This window comes from Streptomyces sp. NPDC001231, from assembly GCF_042896885.1.
In the GTDB taxonomy this organism is placed as follows: Bacteria; Actinomycetota; Actinomycetes; order Streptomycetales; family Streptomycetaceae; genus Streptomyces.
Window position 1 is genome coordinate 215463 of the sequence record NZ_JBIAXS010000004.1, and the last position, 17270, is coordinate 232732.

Consider the following 17270-nt stretch of genomic DNA (forward strand, 5'->3'; position numbering starts at 1 on the left):
CTCTCCGTCACGGGGGACGGCAGCCGAAAATGAGTGGCCGCCTGAACCGGCCGACTCCACGCTGTACGCCATACGATCCGTGCGGCCCACTCGGAATACACGATCACCGTCTACCAGGCGTACTGCCCGGAAATCGGCCTGCCCACCGTCCGCGACGGCCGTTTCCCCGCAGCTTGGAAGCGGGACAGGACGACGTGGGTCACCAAGCGGCGTTCACAGACCTCAGGGACACGCGTCTGCTCACTGGCCTGCGTCAACCCTCTCGGGTGAAGTGGCCGGAGTGTGGATCATGGATGTATGACGAGGTGGACGAAGAAGGAGGCTCCGGTCGAGCAGTCGGACCTTGAACCGGGGCTTTCCGCATATCAGCAGGCGTTGCGGGAGAGGCTTCTCGCGGCTCCCGTGCTGCCGGCGCCCAAGCCCTGGCAGCGCATCGCGTACGTCCCGGTCGGCGGGCTTCTCGGGATCGGCTTCGCCTCGCACCCGGTCACCGGCCATGACCTGGTGATGGCCGTATCGCACGACGGCCATGGCCTGTTCGATGCGGTCACGGGCGAGAAGATCGCCCGGGATCGCGACCCCGACCCCGAGGAGAGCACCCCCGACGCGGTTGCCGACCTGTCCTGCCCGGGACTGGGGCCTGTCAGCGGTAGCCGCGTGCGCATCGCGGGGCTCTTCGGCGGCGGGCTTCACACCACCACCGCGGACGGCTGGACATTGGAGATCGTCAGCCCGGCCTGGCCGAACGACCGTGTCCTGCTCTCCGCCGACGGAGGCCTGCCCCACTCCGGTCCCCACGGAGAACGGTGGTGGCACATCTTCCACTCCTGCTACTCCGAACTCCGCGCATTCGGCTTCTCGCCCTCCGGGCAGACCATCGCCGTGGCAACGAGCAGCGACATCTCACTGTGGACACGCAGGACGGACCACAGCCACGTCGGCGGCGCCGAAGCCTGACCGAACCAAGCCTGGGGTCGAATCCGACGGTGATCGGCATGGCGTGACCCGGAACAATCCTTGACCGCTCCGACCGAGAAGGCATGGCGATGGACGAAGACGAGAGCCTGAACCGCTACGGCCTGCACCCCACCGGGGCGAACCTCGACGAAGTACGAGGCCTGCTCACCGCAGAAACCCGGCTGGAGAGGCGTGCTCAGGGAGACGGCGACACAGCGCTGATGAAACTGTGCTGCGTACAGCTGTTCAACGCCGCGAACCTCGACGACGTGCTGCTCATCTGGCAGGCCAAGTCGTCCAGCATGGATGCCGACTGCTCGATCGACATTCAGTTGCTGTGCGGAAGCGGACTGGCCAGGACCAAGGCACACCTCTCGGGCCTACGCCTTCCCGAAGCCGAAGCGGCACTGCAACGACTGCTCCGCTGCGAAGCGGCCGGCGACTTCGAGGACTTCTCCGCCGCAGGGCACTCAGCCTGGTACGCCGCCTACTACGCATCTGATACCTGACGCCGGTCGCCGGAAATGGCAACCTGACGACCGACTTCGCGCGAACCGACCTCAGAGAGTCATCACAAGGTCTGTGAGCGAGGCTTGACATGGATCAAGCCTGAGATCCTCGAACGGTTCCGTGGGGGGTGGGAGAGCTGTCGGTACAGAGACCGGGCTTGTGCCTCCGCTCCTTCGCCGAGTTCGTGCCGTACCAGCATGGCCGCGCAAGAAAGTTCCAGCAGACCGATGAATCTCCGCGCCCACGGGCGTCTACAGGTGCGACAGTCCCGAGCAACATGAGATCAGGAGACGAAAGATGAGCACCGATCAGACCACCCCGGCCGACGGCTTCTCCTACAAGCTGACTCGAACGCTGGACGCCCCCGCGGTGAAGGCGTGGCGGGCGTGGACCACCCCCGAGCAGTATGCCCAGTGGGCTTACGCCGCTGCCGGCTCCGTCGAGATGGACGTGCGGCCGGGCGGAGTGTGGAAGGCCATGATGGTCACGCCCGACGGCGGACAGTTCCCGCTGGCCGGCTCCTATCTTGAGGTCGTCGAGAACCGCCTCCTGGTGGTCGGCATGGACGTACCCGGCAAGTCCGCGCCCGCGGTCATGACCATGGAACTCGACGAGCAGGACGACCACCACACGCAGATCGTGCTCCGCCAGACCTGCGACACCGCGGAGGAACGCGACATGGCCGAGCAGGGCAGCACCATGCTCCTCGACAGCCTGAGCGCCTTCCTGGCCGATGGAGCGAGGGACTGAACCCCGCTCACAGCTCACCATCGGCCCTGGATCACGCGGCAGGCCGGAACACGCCCGGTCCTGTCCCCCGGCCGACCGACTGAGCAGTTCGATCTGGTGCGGGAAAAGGGTCGCGAACACGGCTTGACGTGGGTCATCAAGCCGCGTTGACAGACTCCTGTGCGGCGCCAGCGGCCGGAGCCGCAGACAGGTGAGTGGGGCGATCCGTCCGCGCTCGGAGTGCAGCCGCGCACCGCTCGGATAGCTCAGGTTGAGCGCAGCGGCCAATCAGACCCGAACCAGAACCGCAATGATGGCGATCAAGGACGCGGGCCGCTCGCGCGCGGCTGGGATGGGGAGTTTCCAGACCTCGCCCCGGCTTACGATCACCCCAGAGGGGGGTGGTCGCATGGCCGAGGACAGACGCTCCTGGGCGCGGCTAGGGGCAATACCGATGACTTATGTAGCACTTCGAGGCTCTGACGTGCGGAAACGCCTTCGCCCGGAGCGTCAGTAGCCGCTTAAGTCACTGTCATTGCGGCTAGGGGGATGGTTCGGAGGGGCGGCTCGGCGGCGGGCGGAGGAGCTTGCCGAGGCGGAGGCACGGATCACCGCGTTCGGGGCCGCGCTCGACGAGCACGACTTCTCGCCGGGGGAGCCGGGGGCCACCGATGCGATGCGCGCCGAGCTGGGGCGGGCCCTCGACGCGTACGAGGAGGCCAAGCGGGCCTTTGTCGGAGACCGGGACCGAGAGGACGCCCTCGACGTGCTGCGGGCGCTGGATGACGGGTGGCACGCGCTGGCCTGTCTCGATGCCCGGCGGGCGGGACTGCCGCTGCCCCGTCGGCTGCCGCTCTGCTTCTTCGACGCCCGGCACGGACGCGCCGTGCGCGAGCTGCCCTGGGCCCCGGCGGAGGGGGCCACCCGCAATGTCGCGGTGTGCGCAGCGTGCGGGGTGCGGCTGGAGGAGCGGCGCGGCGGGGAAGAAGGGGGGCTTCCCGTTCCCCGGCGGGTGGGGTCCGGGGCCGCGCTCCGGCAGCCGGGGCCCCTGCGGGCCGCCGCCCATCCTGCAGCGGGTGAGGGGGCTGGCGAGCGGGCGTACGGGCAGGGACCTGGATCCGCGCGGGTGCGGCTGCCGGCCGTGGGGCGGCCCGCCGTGCTGGTGGTGCGGAGCGACAGCGCCGAGCAGCTGACCGTCGTCCTGCTGCTGCGCCACAACCAGCGCAAGGGCTTCACGCTGGGCGACGGCTTCGAGCCTGTGCACGCCCGGGTGCCGTTGCGGCTCTCGGGCAACCGCGAAGTGGCTCGGTTCCTGGTGGAGTTCCGGGGAGCCGCCCGGGCTGACTGGGAGGCGTGGGCCGAACCCGCCGACGCCGTACCAAAGTTCACCGAGCGAATCCACGGGCGCGGTGGGGACCTCGTACGGTACGCGGGCCCGGGCGGCCCGGCCGTGCTGCGGCACCGCGGGCGCGGCGACGTACGGCTGCTGGCCCTGGACGACGACCTCGCCGAGTGGGCCGAGGCCGCCCGCGGCAAGGGCGACGCCGACCTGCCGCTCCGCCTGCCGGGGCCCGGCGTCTATCAGGTGCAGGCCCGAGGCAGCTGGGTCATCGAGTCCGAGGCGGCGGACGAGGACTCAGAGGCGGGAGACATGCGCGGGGCGTGAGGGAGCTGCGCCCCTGTCTCCCAGACCCGGGTCCCGTGGAACCCGTGTCGCGGCCTGTGTGGGTGCGCCGTGACACGGAGAGCCGACCGTCCAAGGGTCGCAGGATGACGAGCGATTTCCGGCGCCATTCCGCCGGAGGACCGCCGCCGAAAGGTCTGTGAACACGGCTTGACGTGGGTCATCAAGCCGCGTCGACAACCTCTTGGCCGTCCTCGGGTGGCTCTTCTTGTGCTGGTGCGCCATGGGCGATGGTCATGGACCAACGCACGGCTGAGGGCGCCTCGACCGAGACGATGCCGTCCCGGTCCGCCCCCGTCACGGCCATCTGGTTGGAGAAGGTGCTGACCTCGTCGGCGACGCATTCCAGCGGGAAGGAGGTGCGTACGGACCGTACGACAACCTTGATCTTCCCTTCGCCCTGGCAGCGCACCGAAACAATGAGGGCGTCGCCCTCCCTGCCCTTGCTGTAGGCGATGCTGGCATTCCCGCTGGTCACTTTCTGACGGCCGGCGAGAGCCTCGCCGTTGTCCAGCTCCGGCGGCTTCAGCACGGAGGGCTGCGTGGTGATCGGCGCGGCGATTGCTGTTGCCGGGCTGGACGAGGAGGAACGCAGGGGCTGCGTGGCCTGCCTGGCATCCGGATGATCTGTCGTGCACGCGGCGACGGGAAAGATCATCGCAGCGCACAGGAGGCTCAGTCCTGCACGGGGCTGGTGAGACATATCAGTCCTCCCGAAGGCGGCGTGGAGATGGTGAGGACGCGGTTGCTGCCCTGCGACTCCTCGGGACATGCCGACGCTGACGCGATCATGCCAGTGCTTGAGGTGGGCTACCAGCTTCCTCGCATTTCCTGAGGAAGACGTGAGGGTTCACCTGCGAGCACCTCGCTCACAGCACGACAACGTCTGTGAGCGAGGCTTGACTTGGGTCATCAAGCCGCGTTCACAGACCCTGTCCGTGACAGATCACCGAGCGTGGGGCGATACGCCTCCCCCTGTGGGCCGGCGCTCCCGTCGTTCGAGGGACGTGAGGGACGGCGGAACCAGGGTCGAAGCCTGCGAAGGCCGAGCCGATGACGAAACCCGCCACCTCCTCCAACTGGCGCACGCGATCCAGCGTTCCCGGAGTCGCCGGAACTCCGCCGACATCACGGACCAGTTCGCCGACGACCTGCAGTGCCGTCGCATCGTCGCCGCACATCACCACCGTCACACGGGACTGGCCACCACCGGGCGGGCTCGTCCACTGGTCGGCGGGAAAGAGATGGAACGCCTTCACGCCCCGGACTCCCGGAACAAGCCCGGCGATCCGCTGCGGCATCGACTCGCCGTGTTCGGTGAGCAGAGTGCCGACGCCATGCGTGACGGCGTTCGTGGGATCGATCAACGGCATCCCTTCGAGCACGCCGTCGGACCTGTCGCGGTTGAAGGACTGGAAGATCCTGCGGGACTGCCGGCTCAAGGGCCACGGCGTTCACCAGCCCATGCTCGGAACCCTGGCCGACGCGGTCGGCGAAATCCACCGCCTTGTCCACCCGGGGCGTCGCACCTCTGAACGCTTATTTGCTGGGGTGGTTGCGCTTCGGCGCCCTGCTCCGGTACGCCGCGCGAGACGTCCCTTGACCATTGAGCGGTGGCACCAGCGGCACCTTTCGGACAGCGGGGCGGGGGCCAAGCTGGCTGATGGAGTGTCAGGCCGGACCGACGCGCAGGGGACGCATCATTTCGTTGTCCTCGTGTTCCAGCAGGTGGCAGTGCCACATGTACCGGCCTGGCTGACCGAAGCGCACCTTGACCCGGGTTGTCTCCTGCGGATAGGCGAGCACCGTGTCCTTGAAACCGTGCTCCCATGCCTCCGGGGGACGACGGCCGCCGGCCGGGAGCTTTTGCCGGTCGACGACCTGGAACTGCACTTCGTGGATGTGAATGGGGTGGGCGTCCTTCGTCAGGTTGTGGATCTCCCAGATCTCCGTCGATCCCACGGCCGGGTTCTCCGTGATGGGATCGGCCCATCCCAGGAGTCTCGATTTGCCGTTCGGGCCGATGACGCCGAGCAGAACTTCGCGGGGGCTCACGCCCGGCACACGGGCCGAGGCCACCTCGCCGAGACTGACCTGTCGGGTGCGGTCTGCTGCGCCGAGGGGCTCGAAGGAGGGCAGCGTGAGCTGTGCGGGAGGCGTCGATGTGTCCGCCGTGACGAGCGGTTTGATCACGAATTTCATGACCTGCCCAGTGGTCTTCGGGTTCGCCGCGGGGAAACCGGTCCCGACCGCGCCGCCCGTGAACACGGCGTCCGGTCCCTCGTTGATCAGGTACAGCTCCGTGCCGACCGGGGCCGAGGAGAAATCGACGACGACGTCCGCGCGTTCGGCCGGGGCGAGCAGCAGTTGGTCGCGCCGAACGGGTGCAGGCAGGAAGCCTCCGTCGGTTCCGACCTGCCACAGGGGGAGCTTTGCCGGTACCGGCCTGCGGGCCAGTCGGTCGGTGACGATCTTCAGGATCAGGGTGCGTGCGTTGCAGCCGTTGAGGAACCGGAACCGGTAGCGGCGCGGTTCCACGGGCAGCACCGGCCAGGTCCTGCCGTTGGTGACCATCGCGTTGCCGAAGTACTCCGGGTTCCAGATCGGCGGAATGTCGGTTCCGGGCACATAAGGGCCCTTGAACCCGTCGAAGAGCGCCCGGCTCGCTGGATAGAACAGGGTCCCGTCGGTACGGAAGGAGCGGTCCTGGATGACGGCCGGGATCTCGTAGTAGCGCGTGCCGGGCGGGTCACCGAGTCTCGGCGCCGGCCCGGGCAGGACGCCTTCCCCCAGGTCCGACGGCCCGCCGCGCAGCAGGTAGAAGCCCGACATTCCGGCGTACACGTTCAGCCGGGTGATGCCCAGGGTGTGGTCGTGGAACCACAGAGTGGCGGCCCGGCTGCGGTTGGCGTAGTGGAAGACGGCCTCGCCCGGGCCCCAGGGCACACCCGACTTCGCCTCGGACTTCTTCGCGAACTCCTCGTAGAAGGAGCCGACTCGGGCGTAACCGGGGGGAATGCCCTGCGCGTCGGGCAGGTACCAGGCCTCGGCGTATCCGTCACTCTCCTCCGTGTTCGCTCCGCCGTGCAGGTGGGTGACGACGGGAACCGGCCCGTCGTACGGCCCGGGTGTCGAGGTGAACGTGGGGCGTGAGTCCCGCCGCTCGGCCCCGCCCGGGGGGTTCGCCCAGTGGAGTGTGGGATCGACCGGCAGCAGATGCGGCAGATATCCGCCGTTCTTGTCGACCAGTTGATTGACCCACCTGACCTGGACCGCTCGCCCGTGCCGGGCTTCGATGGTGAACGCGGGACAGTGGAACGTTTCGGGATGGCCGGTCGAGCCGTATCCGAACACCGTGGTGGCCGGCAGGCCCGGGGGAAGCACCTGCTGCCGGAACTGCCGGATGCCGATCGTGTAGACGTCCCGGCCGGCCCGGCTGTCCAGCGGCATGACGGGCGGTATCACAAGTTCGGCCGCGTACTTCCGTATCACCGCCGGGTCAAGGACGTCTGCTTCCGCCGGCGAAGCCCGCGGCAACACCGTACCGGGAACCGAAAAGAGACATGTTCCGCCTGCCAGAGTGGCCTGAAGCACGAGCCTCCTGCTGATCATTGGGCTTCTCACCTCGACTCAGGTCGTCGGAGCACGGCACCAGTGGCCTCCGGGCCGGGCCCTGGGTCCTGTCGTCACATTCCCGTCGTCCGCCCGAAGGGCGGGCCGCGCGGCGTCCGGTGCGTGCGATCGCAAGGCGCCGGAGCGCCCTCGTGGCGGAGCCACGTGGGCGGTTCGGCAACGCGGCTGGGGGTCCCCCCTGCTCGAAGAGCTTGGGGGAGTGCGTGCCTGACGCCGCGCGGCAGGCGGGAATGTGACGACAGGGCCCAGGGCGGGCGCGGGCCCGTTCGTGGTCAGCTGCCGGTCACCGACGATCGTCGCATCGCCCCGGTGCGTGCGCATGGCGGCCATCGGCCGCCACGGAACGCACCGACGCCCCGCAGTCACGGCGTTGTCGGCCGATTGGTCGAGCGGGCCTGCGGGCGAGGGAAGCCTGTCCGGGGGTGCGATGGGGTGTCCTGCTCTGGTCCATGCGGGTGATGCCGCAATGGACCGGGGCGCTTCCGCCGACCGGGCCGGCTGTGTGGTGCTCGCTCGGCACGGCGCGGCACCAGAGATCCCTTGAACGGGCGACGCCTGGCTTCGGTCGTACCTGTGAGCCTGATCGTGACGGCGTGGCCCTCGGCACGGCACCGCCCGTCATCAGGAGGTGATGGCCTCATGGACACGATGCGCGCGGTACGCGCTCACCGGCGCGGGGGCCCCGAACAGCTGGTCTATTCGACACGGTGGGCGGCGACACCCAGACCCGGTCCTGGAACGTTCTGCGCCCGGGTGGGGTCCTGGTCACCATCGTCGCGCCGCCCGATCCCGGGGCGGCCCAAGGCAGTGCCGCACGCGGAGTGTTCTTCGCCGTCGAGCCGGACCGTGAAGGGCTCGAATCCATCAGAGAGTTGATCACGAGCGGAGGCTGAGCCCGCAGATCGACCGGGTCGTTCCCCTCGCACAGACCCACGCCGCGTACGAGGCGCTCGACATGGAGCACCGGTGTGGCAAGGTCGTCATCCATGTCGCGGACGGACAGTCAGCCGCGGCCCACGACGGCCGGGCCCGCTTCCCCTGCGAGTCCGGGACGCGGATACCGCGGCCGACTCCTCACTGCCACGGCTACGAGCAGGTGAGGTTGGACAGGTAAGAAGTGGAGGCCTTCGCCGCTCGTCGTCGCCTTGAGAAGACGAGCGGCGGCGAACTCCGCGGGTCACCACCCCCTGCCGGCACCGCCAGGCGTGCGGGAACTGCGATGCAGGGGGGCTCGACGTACTTTACGATCACCTGGCTTGCGCCGGACAGCCGCCAGGGTCCCGCAGCAACCGCCACCAAACGCAGGCGTGTTGACGGGACAAGGTACCGGCGCGCGTCAAAGGGAGGGGAACACAGCACATGCAGAATCGTTTCAACCGAGGCATGGCGACGCTCATGGGCCTGGCGCTCGCCGGCACCGGCCTGGCCGCAGCGAACGCCGCTCCGGCGGCCGCGAGTTCGTACGACTGCCCGTCGGGCTACTTCTGCGGGTGGACGGGCAAGAGCGCCAACGGCTCGATGTGGAAGACGAACAAGAACGTCGCGGACCTGGGCAGCTGGGACAACAAGATCCACTCGTACGTCAACCGCACGAAGTCGATCGCCTGCCTCTACGAGGACAAGAACTACGTGGCCATCGGCGGCTACTGGGCCCAGAAGCCGAACAAGCCCGGCGAGTGGAGCGGGTCCCCGGTCGCGACCACCAGCTCGATCAAGTTCGTCCGTACCGAGCGCGAGTGCAGCCAGCCCGCTTACCCGCGCTGGTTCTCCGAGACCTCCCCGAAGGCCCTGGGCTTCGGGGACATGAACGGCGACCGCAGAGCCGACATGATCATCCGCGACAAGGCCGGACGGCTCTGGTTCACTCCGGGCAACGGCACCGGCCGGCTCGTCGGCTCGAGTGGCTGGAACAGCATGAACGTCCTGACCCGGCACGGCGACTTCACCGGTGACGGCCGTGAGGACCTCATCGCCCGCGAGGCGTCCACCGGCAAGCTGTGGCTCTACCCCGGCACCGGAACCGGCTCCCACGGCACCCGCAAGCTCATCGGCTCCAGCAGCTGGAAGTCCATGAACCACATCACCGCCTTCGGTGACCTGACCGGTGACCGCCGCTCCGACCTGATCGCGGTCGAGAAGGCCACGGGCAAGCTGTGGCTCTACCCGGGGACCTCCACCGGCAAGCTCGGCACGCGCAAGCTCATCGGCTCCAGCGGCTGGAACAAGATGAACGCGCTCGTCGGCATGGGCGACGTGAACGGCGACGGCCGTCCCGACCTCTACGCACGCGAGGCGTCCACAGGCAAGCTGTGGCTCTACCCGGGCACCTCCACCGGCAAGCTCGGCACGCGCAAGCTCATCGGCTCCAGCGGCTGGAACGCCAGGGCGAACCTGATCTCGGTCGGCGACTTCTCCGGCGACGGGCGTCCCGACCTCGCCACCGTGACCAACACGAAGTACGTGATCGACGGCTACCCCGGCCACCTGGGCTGGCTGGTCACCTACCGGGGGCGGGACACCGGTTCCCTGATGCCCGGCGAGCGGACCGACGGCGAGTGGTGGGGCCTCAACGGCTTCTGCTAGGACGTCCGGCTTCGATCGGCACGGCACAGGAGGGGCAAGCCTCCGTGATGCGTGCGCAGACCACCCCTGGTCTGCGCACGCACGGAAGACAGCCCTGGTTCTACTCCACCTCGATGCCGAAATCCTGGACGAGTTCTTCCAGGCCGCCCGTGTAGCCCTTGCCGCCCAGGACGAAGTCCCAGTCCCCGTTGGGCCTGCGGCGGAAGGAGCCGAGTACCAAGGCGGTTTCGCGGGGGCGGCCGTCGGAGACTTCCAGGCGTCCCAGCTCGGCCAGCCTCGGGTCGAGCAGGCGGATGGACGCGTCCGTGAAGCCCGAGAGGTCGGCGTCCGGGTTGACCTCCGGATCGATGGCGGCCACGAGGACGAATCGGTCGGCCTCAGCCGGCAGCGCGTCGAAGGAGACGCAGATCGCGGCTTTGTCGGGCGCTTGGGCGGGGAGGGCGCGCACCGTACCGTCCGGTGTGCGCCGGTTGTTGTAGAAGACGAAGTGATCGTCGCTGAGGACGCGGTTGCCACGGCAGACGAGAGCGCACACGTCCAGGGCGACACTTCCGGTCCACGACATGCCCAGGACGTTGTGGTCGTCGGGCAGCCGAGTGTCCGCGACCGTCGGCGACGGCTGCGCCGCGGAGGGGCGGGCACCATCGCCCAGGCGTCCACTCAGCCCATGACGGTGCAGCAGGTCGACGAGTTCGGTTCCCGGGATCAGTTCCAGCGGCTTGCCGTTGGCGAAGGTGTGTGAGCCGGGGCCGAACCTCGACGTCGTCACGAGTACGCCCTTGTTGGCGCCGGTGTCCTGCACGGTCCCGTACAAGTCGCGCACAGCGGTGGGCGGCACCGTGTTGCGGTAGCGCTTGACCTGGACGACGATCTTGCCGCCGCGGATCGGTGTCGGATCCAGCGCGTCGACGTCCACCCCGCCGTCGTTCGAGCGTTGGGTGGTGACCGCCTGCATCCCCATGGACCGGAATAGATCGGCAACGAGATCCTCGAAGGCGATCGGATCCATCTCGTACAGGTCGGGTTCCTCATCGCTGCCATGCGTGACGACACGGTTCCCCACCTCCTGCGGCCGGCGGCTCGGCCGCACCGGAGTGAGTTGGTCGGGGCGGGCCGAGAGTTGCCCGCGCAGCGCATCGGCCAGGCAGCTGCAGGCGTCCACCTGCGCCAGGTGCAGATCGCGGAACGTCGGGCGCGGGGCCATGACGGTCGCCAGGTAGATGTGGCCCGGTCGGCCCGTCGTGGGGTCGTGTCCGTCCACGAAGCCGTTCAAGGTGACCGATTCAAGCGCGCCCAGCTCGTCCGCGGCGAAGAGTTCGTGCAGGACGAGCAGCGCGCACTGCGCCAGAACCTTCCGGTACAGGGCCCTGCGCTGAGTCACCGGCCGGGCGGTCTCCTTGTCCTGGTCCGTCGCGGACACGTACCGGACGGACTTGACCTCGGGGACGACGCCGTAGGCGGGCAGCTCCCAGTCCAGCACCAACTGTCCGGCTGCCGCGTCGTACGCCGCCGCCACCTGGCGTGGGAAACCCTCCGGCCACGCGGTCGACGCGTAGAGAGCGGCGGAGAAGTACTCGACCACGGCGTCGGGATCGCGGCGCCTCACTCCCTCGGTCAGCTCGGCGACGTCGGCGTTGTGCCGCCGCACATCGGCCAGTTGGGCGTCGGCCCACTGCTGGTACTCCCGCCGGTACGACGCCAACTGCTGCTGCCGCTGGGCCTCCGCCGCCTGCGCCGCGTGCCAGTCCCGCTCGAAGCGCGCCCGGGCTTCGGCCTGCGCCTGTGCTCGGCGACTGGCAGTCCACCCGCCCTGCGCCTGGTAATGACCGAGATTCGGCATGGGCACGGGCTGCGCCAGTGGACCTGGAGCGAAGGGCTCGATCTCTTCACGGCGCGTGAGAGAGGAGGCCCTGAATGCCGGAGCCCGACAACCCGAGGCGAGAAGGCCTTGCAGGGACGCGACCTGTGCGTCCAGTTCCTCGGTACGGCGTCGGGCCTCTGCCTGCCGGTACTCGCGGTGACTCTGTGCGGCCCGGCGCTGATGGGCACGTGCCTGCTGCGCCTCTTGTCGCCGCCGTCGGGCTTCGGCCTCCATCTGGCGCTGCTGCTGCCGCTGCATCTCAGCCCAGACACCGACCAAGCCATTAGAGCGACGACTCATGTGTTGCGGGCCCTCCCCAAGGCACTCTGGTTGTCCCCACAACCAGTTGTAACGGGACGACTCTATCCAGCGATGGCCGTCTCGCACATCCGCCCGGCAACAGCAACCCGCTCCGTCGTCGCCCCCTTCCAGAGGTCCCGCACAGGGACCGCCCGGGGCCGCGCGCCTCAGTCCCGCACGCCCAGGTCCTCCCGCATCATCCTGCGCATCGCCGACAGGCGCGGTTCGGCCTCCTTCAGGTCGAGCAGGGCCTGCTCCGCGCTCTCGCCCTCCCCGGCCAGGCCCCGGTCGAGACGCTTGGCCGCGGCGTCGACGTCGGCCAGGACCTCGTTCACCGCCCGCGAGGCGCTCAGGATCCGCTCGGGCACCACCATCTGGGCCTCGGCGTAGCGGTCGCGGTGGTCGCGCCGCACCTCCTCCAGCTGCTCGCGGTCCTGTTCCGTGTACACGCCGTCGCGGATGCGGTGCAGCGCGTCCTTGAGGAGCGTGTGGAACTGGCGCGAGGCCCGGTTCATCGCCGTGTACGCGTCGCGGCGTTCCTCGAACCGCCGTCTGCGTTCCGCCGCCTCGGCCTCCTCCGCGCGCCCGCGTGCACTCAGCCGCTGGCTGAGCACGGGCGCGAAGAGCGTGCCGAGGACGCCGACGACGGCGGTGATCATGGCGGTCACTTCGGCTGTCATGGTCACGACCCTAAGTCAACCCCGGCCCAACGGGGGCGCGATGGACCCGGTACCGGTCCCGAGCACGGGAACGGCCCGCCGGAAGCCATGCTTCCGGCGGGCCGCTCATTCGCCATGGGCCGTCGGGCCCATCAGGCCCGTCAGGCCGTCAAGTGCCGTCGACCACCGGCTCACTTGCCGTAGTACGCACCGTAGATCGAGACCGTGGACACGTTGCCCTTCTTGTCCGTGATCTTGGCCTTGTAGGAAATGGCCTTCCCCTTCGCCGGGTTCTTGACGGTGATCTTGCCCTTCGTGACGGTGACCTTCTTCCAGGTCTTGCCGCTGTTGTACGACACCCAGACGGTCAGCGACTTGAGGTTCTTGCCCGCGGCGGCGCCCTCCACGGTGACCGGGAAGGTGGCCTTCCTGCCCGCCGGGACACGGTTGTCCAGGCCGGTGCCGGCCTTGAAGCGGAGCATGGAGGCCGGCAGCCGGACCTCCGCCCGGCCGGACGGCTTCTTGGAACGGAACGTCCAGCTCGCGTCGACGCGGGTGGAGGCGTTCGCCACCTTGGCGCTGCGCTGGACCGAGGTGGTCAGCCGGTACTGGGCGTCACCGGCACTCACGGTGAAGGGCTTGTCCCCGAACAGCGGGTCGTCGTTGGAGGCGACCTTCTTGCCGTTGCGGTACAGGGTCGTCTTCGCCGAGGTGTACGTCGAGATGCCCCAGTGCCCCTGGGAGTCGGCGAACAGCGGCAGGGCACCGTAGAGCTCGTTCCCGTAGCGGAAGACGCCGTAGTCCCGGCTCAGGTGGGGACCGAACACCGCCCTGTTGAAGGTGTTGGTGTAGGTCTTTCCGCCCTTGTAGGTCTTCATGCCGTCGGGCACGTACAGCGCCTCGGAGATCGGCCGGCCCTTCTTGTCGTGGCCGCGGAACTGCTCCACGAACAGGGACCACGCGATGCCGTTGCCCGTCGACAGGTACAGCGTCCGCGTGCCCGGCAGCTTCTGCTCGATGCTGTCCGCGAGGACGATGCCGTCGGAGAACAGGCCCCAGGGCGTGACGGCGCCGGTCTTGCCGGTGGCGCCCGCGCCCACGTTGTTCTTCACCGTGGCGAGCTCACGCGCGGCGTAGTGGCGGACCTTGCCGCCCTGGAACCGCTTGACCGTCGCGGCGGTCGCCACGTCGTATTCGGCCTTCGCGCCCTTGGTCCACTGGCCGCTCCAGGTCTGACTGAGCCCGGTGACGTCGCCGCCCACGGAGCCGGTGCGCAGCTCGGACCAGTTGCCGACGGTCATGGAGAGGGCGACCATCGCCGGGTCGTAGGAGTAGCCGATCGTCCCGCCGTGCTGCCGTGCGGTCTTGTCCGGCACGGTGATGTCGGCCTTCTTGGCGTTGCGGGCGTCGACCGCCAGCGTGACGTTCCCGGTGACGGTCAGCTTCGGCTGGACCAGCCAGTCCAGGCCGCCCTTGAAGGTGGTGAAGTCCTTCGCGATCCAGGCGTCCAGCAGGTAGGTGCCCTTGGGCACGCGCACGGTCGACGTGCCGGATCCCGCGGGCACCTGGTAGGCGCGGTCCGCGCCGAGGCCGGTGTAGCCGAACAGGACCGTGTCGTGGCCGGCGGCGGGCTTGCCGTCCCGGCCGATGTGCTTGACGGTGACGTCGTACGACTCGACCTCGCGCTGCACGGCCGCGGCCGTACGGACGGTCTGCCCGCCGCCGGTCGCCGTCACGTACGCCGAGTACGCACCGTCCAGGGTGCCGCCCAGCCGGGTGTTCACGGTCACGTCGACGGAGGCCTTGTCGCCGGCCGGGACGGTCACCTCGGTCGCGCCGAGCGTGAAGAAACCGTCCGGGGTGGGCTGGCCCTTGGGGCCGGTGGCCGTCATGGCAAGGCTGAGCGTGACGTCCTCGGTACCGAGGTTGCGGTAGGTCAGCTGCTTGGTGACCGGCTCGTCGTCGGTGTGCGGCCAGGCCTGGATGCCGAAGCTCACCGACACCGGGTCGGCGATCACGGTCTGCTGGATCGCCTTGTCGACGGCGATACGGCCGGCGCCCTGCTCGAAGGGGGTGTACGGGCCGCCCTTGGCGGAACCGGCCAGCGCGCCCTTCAGTTCGGTGTAACCCCAGTCGGGGTGCTGCTGCTTGAGGAGCGCGGCGGCACCGGCGACGTGCGGGGTCGCCATCGAGGTGCCGTCGATGGTCAGGTAGCCGGCCGGGCTCTCGCCGACCTCCTGGGCGATCAGGCTGTTCTTGGCCGCGGCGGCGGTGATGGCCACGCCCGGCGCGGTGACGTCGGGCTTGATGACGCCGTCACCCAGGCGCGGGCCGGTGGAGGAGAAGTCGGCGAACCGGTCCTTCTTGTCGACGGCGCCGACGGTGAGGGCGGAGTCGGCGCTGCCGGGCGAACCGAGCGACTCGGGGCCCTCGTTGCCCGCGGCGATCGCGAAGAGTATGCCCTTCTCGGCGGAGAGCTTGTCGACTTCCGCCTCCAGCGGGTCGACTCCGGGGGTGTCCGGGCCGCCGAGGCTGAGGTTGACGATGTCGGCGCCCTGCTGGGCCGCCCACTCCATACCGGCGAGGATGCCGGAGTCGTCGCCGTAGCCGTCGTCGTCGAGGACCTTGCCGTTGAGGATCTTGGCGTCGGGCGCCACGCCCTTGTACTTGCCGCCCGACTTGGCGCCGGTACCCGCCGCGATGGAGGCGACATGGGTGCCGTGGCCGAAGCGGTCGGTCGTGCTGCCGGCGGTGGAGAAGTTCTTGGCCGCCACCACCTGGGACTTCAGATCGGGGTGGGTGGCGTCGACTCCGGTGTCCAGGACGGCGATCTTCACGCCCTTGCCGGTGTAGCCGGTCTGCCAGGCCTTCGGCGCGCCGATCTGCGGCACGGACTTGTCGAGGTTGACCTTGCGGACGCCGTCGAGCCAGATGTGCGCGATGCCGGCGCTGGTCCGGTCCCCCTTGGTGAGCGCCTTCCACAGCTCGGGCGTGTCCTTGAGGGGCGTCTGCACCGCGTCGGCGTTCAGCGCCTTCAGCGCCCGGCGCAGGGTGCCGGCCTCGCGGACGTCGGCCCGGGCGGTGGTGGCCGCGCCCTGGTAGCCGACGATGACCTTCAGGCCGTTCTTGAGCGACCTGCGGGTAGCGGACTTGTTCAACTCGGTGATGTCGAACAGGCGTTGGTCCAGCTTGCCGGAGGCGATCAGACGGGATGCGTCGGCCGGTACGACGAGGGTGTGTCCGCCCGTCCGACGGACCTGCACGGGTATCTGCTCGCGGCCCTCGGCCCGGTGCAGCCCGACCACGCGCCCCTTGGCGTCCACAGTGACCCGGTCGCCGGTGATGAGAGTGACGGTGCGGTGGGCCGTGGGCCCGGCGGCGTGGGCCGAGCGCTGCTCGGGCCCCGCCGACGCGGGGCTGGTCATGCCCGCGGCGAGGGCGACGGCCGCCGCTGTGGCGACCGTGGCCACGCACGCTCTTTTCACTTGTCTGCGCAAAACTCCCCCTGGAAACGGAGTGCCGAGCGGATTCCTGTCCACTCGGCCGGGGGAAGGCTCGCACGAGTGCGCTATACCCCCACCCCCCGGAAGAGGAAGTATGCCCGGGGGGTGATCAACCGCTCAAGAGCGGATCGGTGTCAGGCGCTCGCGTTCTCCTTGACGGTGATGCGGCCCTTGCGGATGGTCGCCAGGCGCGGGGCCTTCTTCGCGATGGCGGAGTCGTGGGTGACCATGACGAACGTCAGCCCGTGCTCCTTCCACATCCGTTCGAGCACGTCCATGATCTCGTCGCGCATGGACTCGTCGAGGTTTCCGGTGGGTTCGTCGGCGAGCAGCACCTTCGGCTGCTTGACCAGGGCGCGGGCGATGGCGACGCGCTGCTGCTGGCCGCCGGACATCTCCGACGGCAGGTGTCCGAGCCGCTCGCCGAGCCCGACCGACTCCAGTGCCTCGGCGGCCCGTTCGCGCCGTTCGGCGGCCTTGATGCCGAGCGGGACGAGGGCGGTCTCGACGTTCTCCTGCGCGGTCAGGGTCGGGATCAGGTTGAAGGACTGGAAGACGAAGCCGATGCTCTCGCTGCGCACCCGGGTGAGCCGGGCCTCGGGCAGCTTCGCCAGGTCGGTGCCGTCGAGGACGACCTGGCCGGAGGTGGGCCGGTCCAGGCCGCCCAGCATCTGCAGCAGCGTCGACTTGCCGCCGCCGGTGGGGCCCTGGATGACCAGGCGGTCGCCGTCGGCGATGGTCAGGTCGATCCCGTCGAGGGCCTGGACGACCCCCTTGCCGCGGATGTAGCGCTTGGTGACGCCGGTGAGTTCGTACATGGGTGAAGCAGCTCCTGGAGTGCGTGCGGGAGT

General features: G+C 69.2%; 13 protein-coding genes and 2 pseudogenes. 8 read left to right on the forward strand and 7 right to left on the reverse strand.

What is annotated here, in order from left to right:
* Positions 1 to 75 precede the first annotated feature (75 nt).
* From ACFY3J_RS07265 to ACFY3J_RS07285, 5 genes and pseudogenes are all read left to right on the forward strand, one after another.
* Positions 76 to 201 (forward strand): annotated as a pseudogene (locus ACFY3J_RS07265) (DUF4291 family protein); the annotation flags it as partial.
* A gap of 96 nt (positions 202 to 297) precedes the next feature.
* Complete coding sequence (locus ACFY3J_RS07270) at positions 298 to 957, forward strand: hypothetical protein (protein WP_390840480.1); 660 nt, start codon at positions 298 to 300, stop codon at positions 955 to 957.
* Positions 958 to 1046: 89 nt separating this feature from the next.
* Positions 1047 to 1466 (forward strand): hypothetical protein, encoded by a 420-nt coding sequence (locus tag ACFY3J_RS07275; RefSeq protein ID WP_390840482.1) that lies wholly within the window; start codon positions 1047 to 1049, stop codon positions 1464 to 1466.
* Between the two features lie 298 nt (positions 1467 to 1764).
* Complete coding sequence (locus tag ACFY3J_RS07280) at positions 1765 to 2217, forward strand: SRPBCC domain-containing protein (protein ID WP_384172216.1); 453 nt, start codon at positions 1765 to 1767, stop codon at positions 2215 to 2217.
* A 514-nt stretch (positions 2218 to 2731) separates the two neighbouring features.
* Positions 2732 to 3862, forward strand: coding sequence for a hypothetical protein (locus ACFY3J_RS07285; RefSeq protein WP_390840483.1), 1131 nt, complete (start codon positions 2732 to 2734; stop codon positions 3860 to 3862).
* Positions 3863 to 4043: 181 nt separating this feature from the next.
* Here ACFY3J_RS07285 and ACFY3J_RS07290 read toward each other — a convergent pair whose 3' ends face one another.
* Both ACFY3J_RS07290 and ACFY3J_RS07295 read right to left on the reverse strand, forming a co-directional pair.
* Entirely contained in the window at positions 4044 to 4538 is a 495-nt protein-coding gene (locus ACFY3J_RS07290; protein WP_384172221.1) for a hypothetical protein, read from the reverse strand.
* 265 nt (positions 4539 to 4803) lie between these two features.
* The gene (locus tag ACFY3J_RS07295; RefSeq protein ID WP_390840484.1) at positions 4804 to 5265 is read right to left on the reverse strand and encodes a hypothetical protein; all 462 of its coding nucleotides are present in this window, start codon (positions 5263 to 5265) and stop codon (positions 4804 to 4806) included.
* Between the two features lie 10 nt (positions 5266 to 5275).
* Between ACFY3J_RS07295 and ACFY3J_RS07300 the strand changes: the two are divergent.
* A pseudogene (locus ACFY3J_RS07300) lies at positions 5276 to 5353 on the forward strand (IS5/IS1182 family transposase); the annotation flags it as partial.
* Positions 5354 to 5551: 198 nt separating this feature from the next.
* Here ACFY3J_RS07300 and ACFY3J_RS07305 read toward each other — a convergent pair.
* Complete coding sequence (locus ACFY3J_RS07305; RefSeq protein WP_390840485.1) at positions 5552 to 7330, reverse strand: multicopper oxidase family protein; 1779 nt, start codon at positions 7328 to 7330, stop codon at positions 5552 to 5554.
* A gap of 890 nt (positions 7331 to 8220) precedes the next feature.
* Between ACFY3J_RS07305 and ACFY3J_RS07310 the strand changes: the two genes are divergently transcribed.
* Positions 8221 to 8406 carry a hypothetical protein gene (locus ACFY3J_RS07310; protein WP_384172227.1) on the forward strand — a complete coding sequence of 62 codons (186 nt, stop codon included), beginning with the start codon at positions 8221 to 8223 and terminating at the stop codon, positions 8404 to 8406.
* A 466-nt stretch (positions 8407 to 8872) separates the two neighbouring features.
* The gene (locus ACFY3J_RS07315) at positions 8873 to 10096 is read left to right on the forward strand and encodes an FG-GAP-like repeat-containing protein (RefSeq protein WP_384172230.1); all 1224 of its coding nucleotides are present in this window, start codon (positions 8873 to 8875) and stop codon (positions 10094 to 10096) included.
* A 100-nt stretch (positions 10097 to 10196) separates the two neighbouring features.
* On the opposite strand, the gene ACFY3J_RS07320 is transcribed toward ACFY3J_RS07315, so the two are convergent.
* The 4 genes from ACFY3J_RS07320 to ACFY3J_RS07335 all read right to left on the reverse strand — a co-directional run bounded on the left by ACFY3J_RS07320 (position 10197) and on the right by ACFY3J_RS07335 (position 17237).
* Complete coding sequence (locus tag ACFY3J_RS07320; protein ID WP_384172233.1) at positions 10197 to 12257, reverse strand: restriction endonuclease; 2061 nt, start codon at positions 12255 to 12257, stop codon at positions 10197 to 10199.
* Between the two features lie 167 nt (positions 12258 to 12424).
* Positions 12425 to 12937: a hypothetical protein gene (locus ACFY3J_RS07325; RefSeq protein WP_384172236.1), complete on the reverse strand. Its 513-nt coding sequence runs from the start codon at positions 12935 to 12937 to the stop codon at positions 12425 to 12427.
* A 170-nt stretch (positions 12938 to 13107) separates the two neighbouring features.
* Complete coding sequence (locus ACFY3J_RS07330; RefSeq protein WP_390840486.1) at positions 13108 to 16413, reverse strand: S8 family serine peptidase; 3306 nt, start codon at positions 16411 to 16413, stop codon at positions 13108 to 13110.
* 140 nt (positions 16414 to 16553) lie between these two features.
* On the reverse strand, positions 16554 to 17237 hold the full coding sequence (locus tag ACFY3J_RS07335; RefSeq protein WP_384172239.1) for an ABC transporter ATP-binding protein: 684 nt from the start codon (positions 17235 to 17237) through the stop codon (positions 16554 to 16556).
* Positions 17238 to 17270: the final 33 nt, after the last annotated feature.

Bases quoted from the DNA above. Each gene is read 5' to 3' on its own strand.
- ACFY3J_RS07335 (WP_384172239.1), bottom strand. From the start codon at position 17,237: ATGTACGAACTCACCGGCGTCACCAAGCGCTACATCCGCGGCAAGGGG.
- ACFY3J_RS07320 (WP_384172233.1), bottom strand. From the start codon at position 12,257: ATGAGTCGTCGCTCTAATGGCTTGGTCGGTGTCTGGGCTGAGATGCAG.
- ACFY3J_RS07325 (WP_384172236.1), bottom strand. From the start codon at position 12,937: ATGACAGCCGAAGTGACCGCCATGATCACCGCCGTCGTCGGCGTCCTC.
- ACFY3J_RS07280 (WP_384172216.1), top strand. From the start codon at position 1,765: ATGAGCACCGATCAGACCACCCCGGCCGACGGCTTCTCCTACAAGCTG.
- ACFY3J_RS07315 (WP_384172230.1), top strand. From the start codon at position 8,873: ATGCAGAATCGTTTCAACCGAGGCATGGCGACGCTCATGGGCCTGGCG.
- ACFY3J_RS07270 (WP_390840480.1), top strand. From the start codon at position 298: ATGACGAGGTGGACGAAGAAGGAGGCTCCGGTCGAGCAGTCGGACCTT.
- ACFY3J_RS07275 (WP_390840482.1), top strand. From the start codon at position 1,047: ATGGACGAAGACGAGAGCCTGAACCGCTACGGCCTGCACCCCACCGGG.
- ACFY3J_RS07290 (WP_384172221.1), bottom strand. From the start codon at position 4,538: ATGATCTTTCCCGTCGCCGCGTGCACGACAGATCATCCGGATGCCAGG.
- ACFY3J_RS07305 (WP_390840485.1), bottom strand. From the start codon at position 7,330: ATGCCGCTGGACAGCCGGGCCGGCCGGGACGTCTACACGATCGGCATC.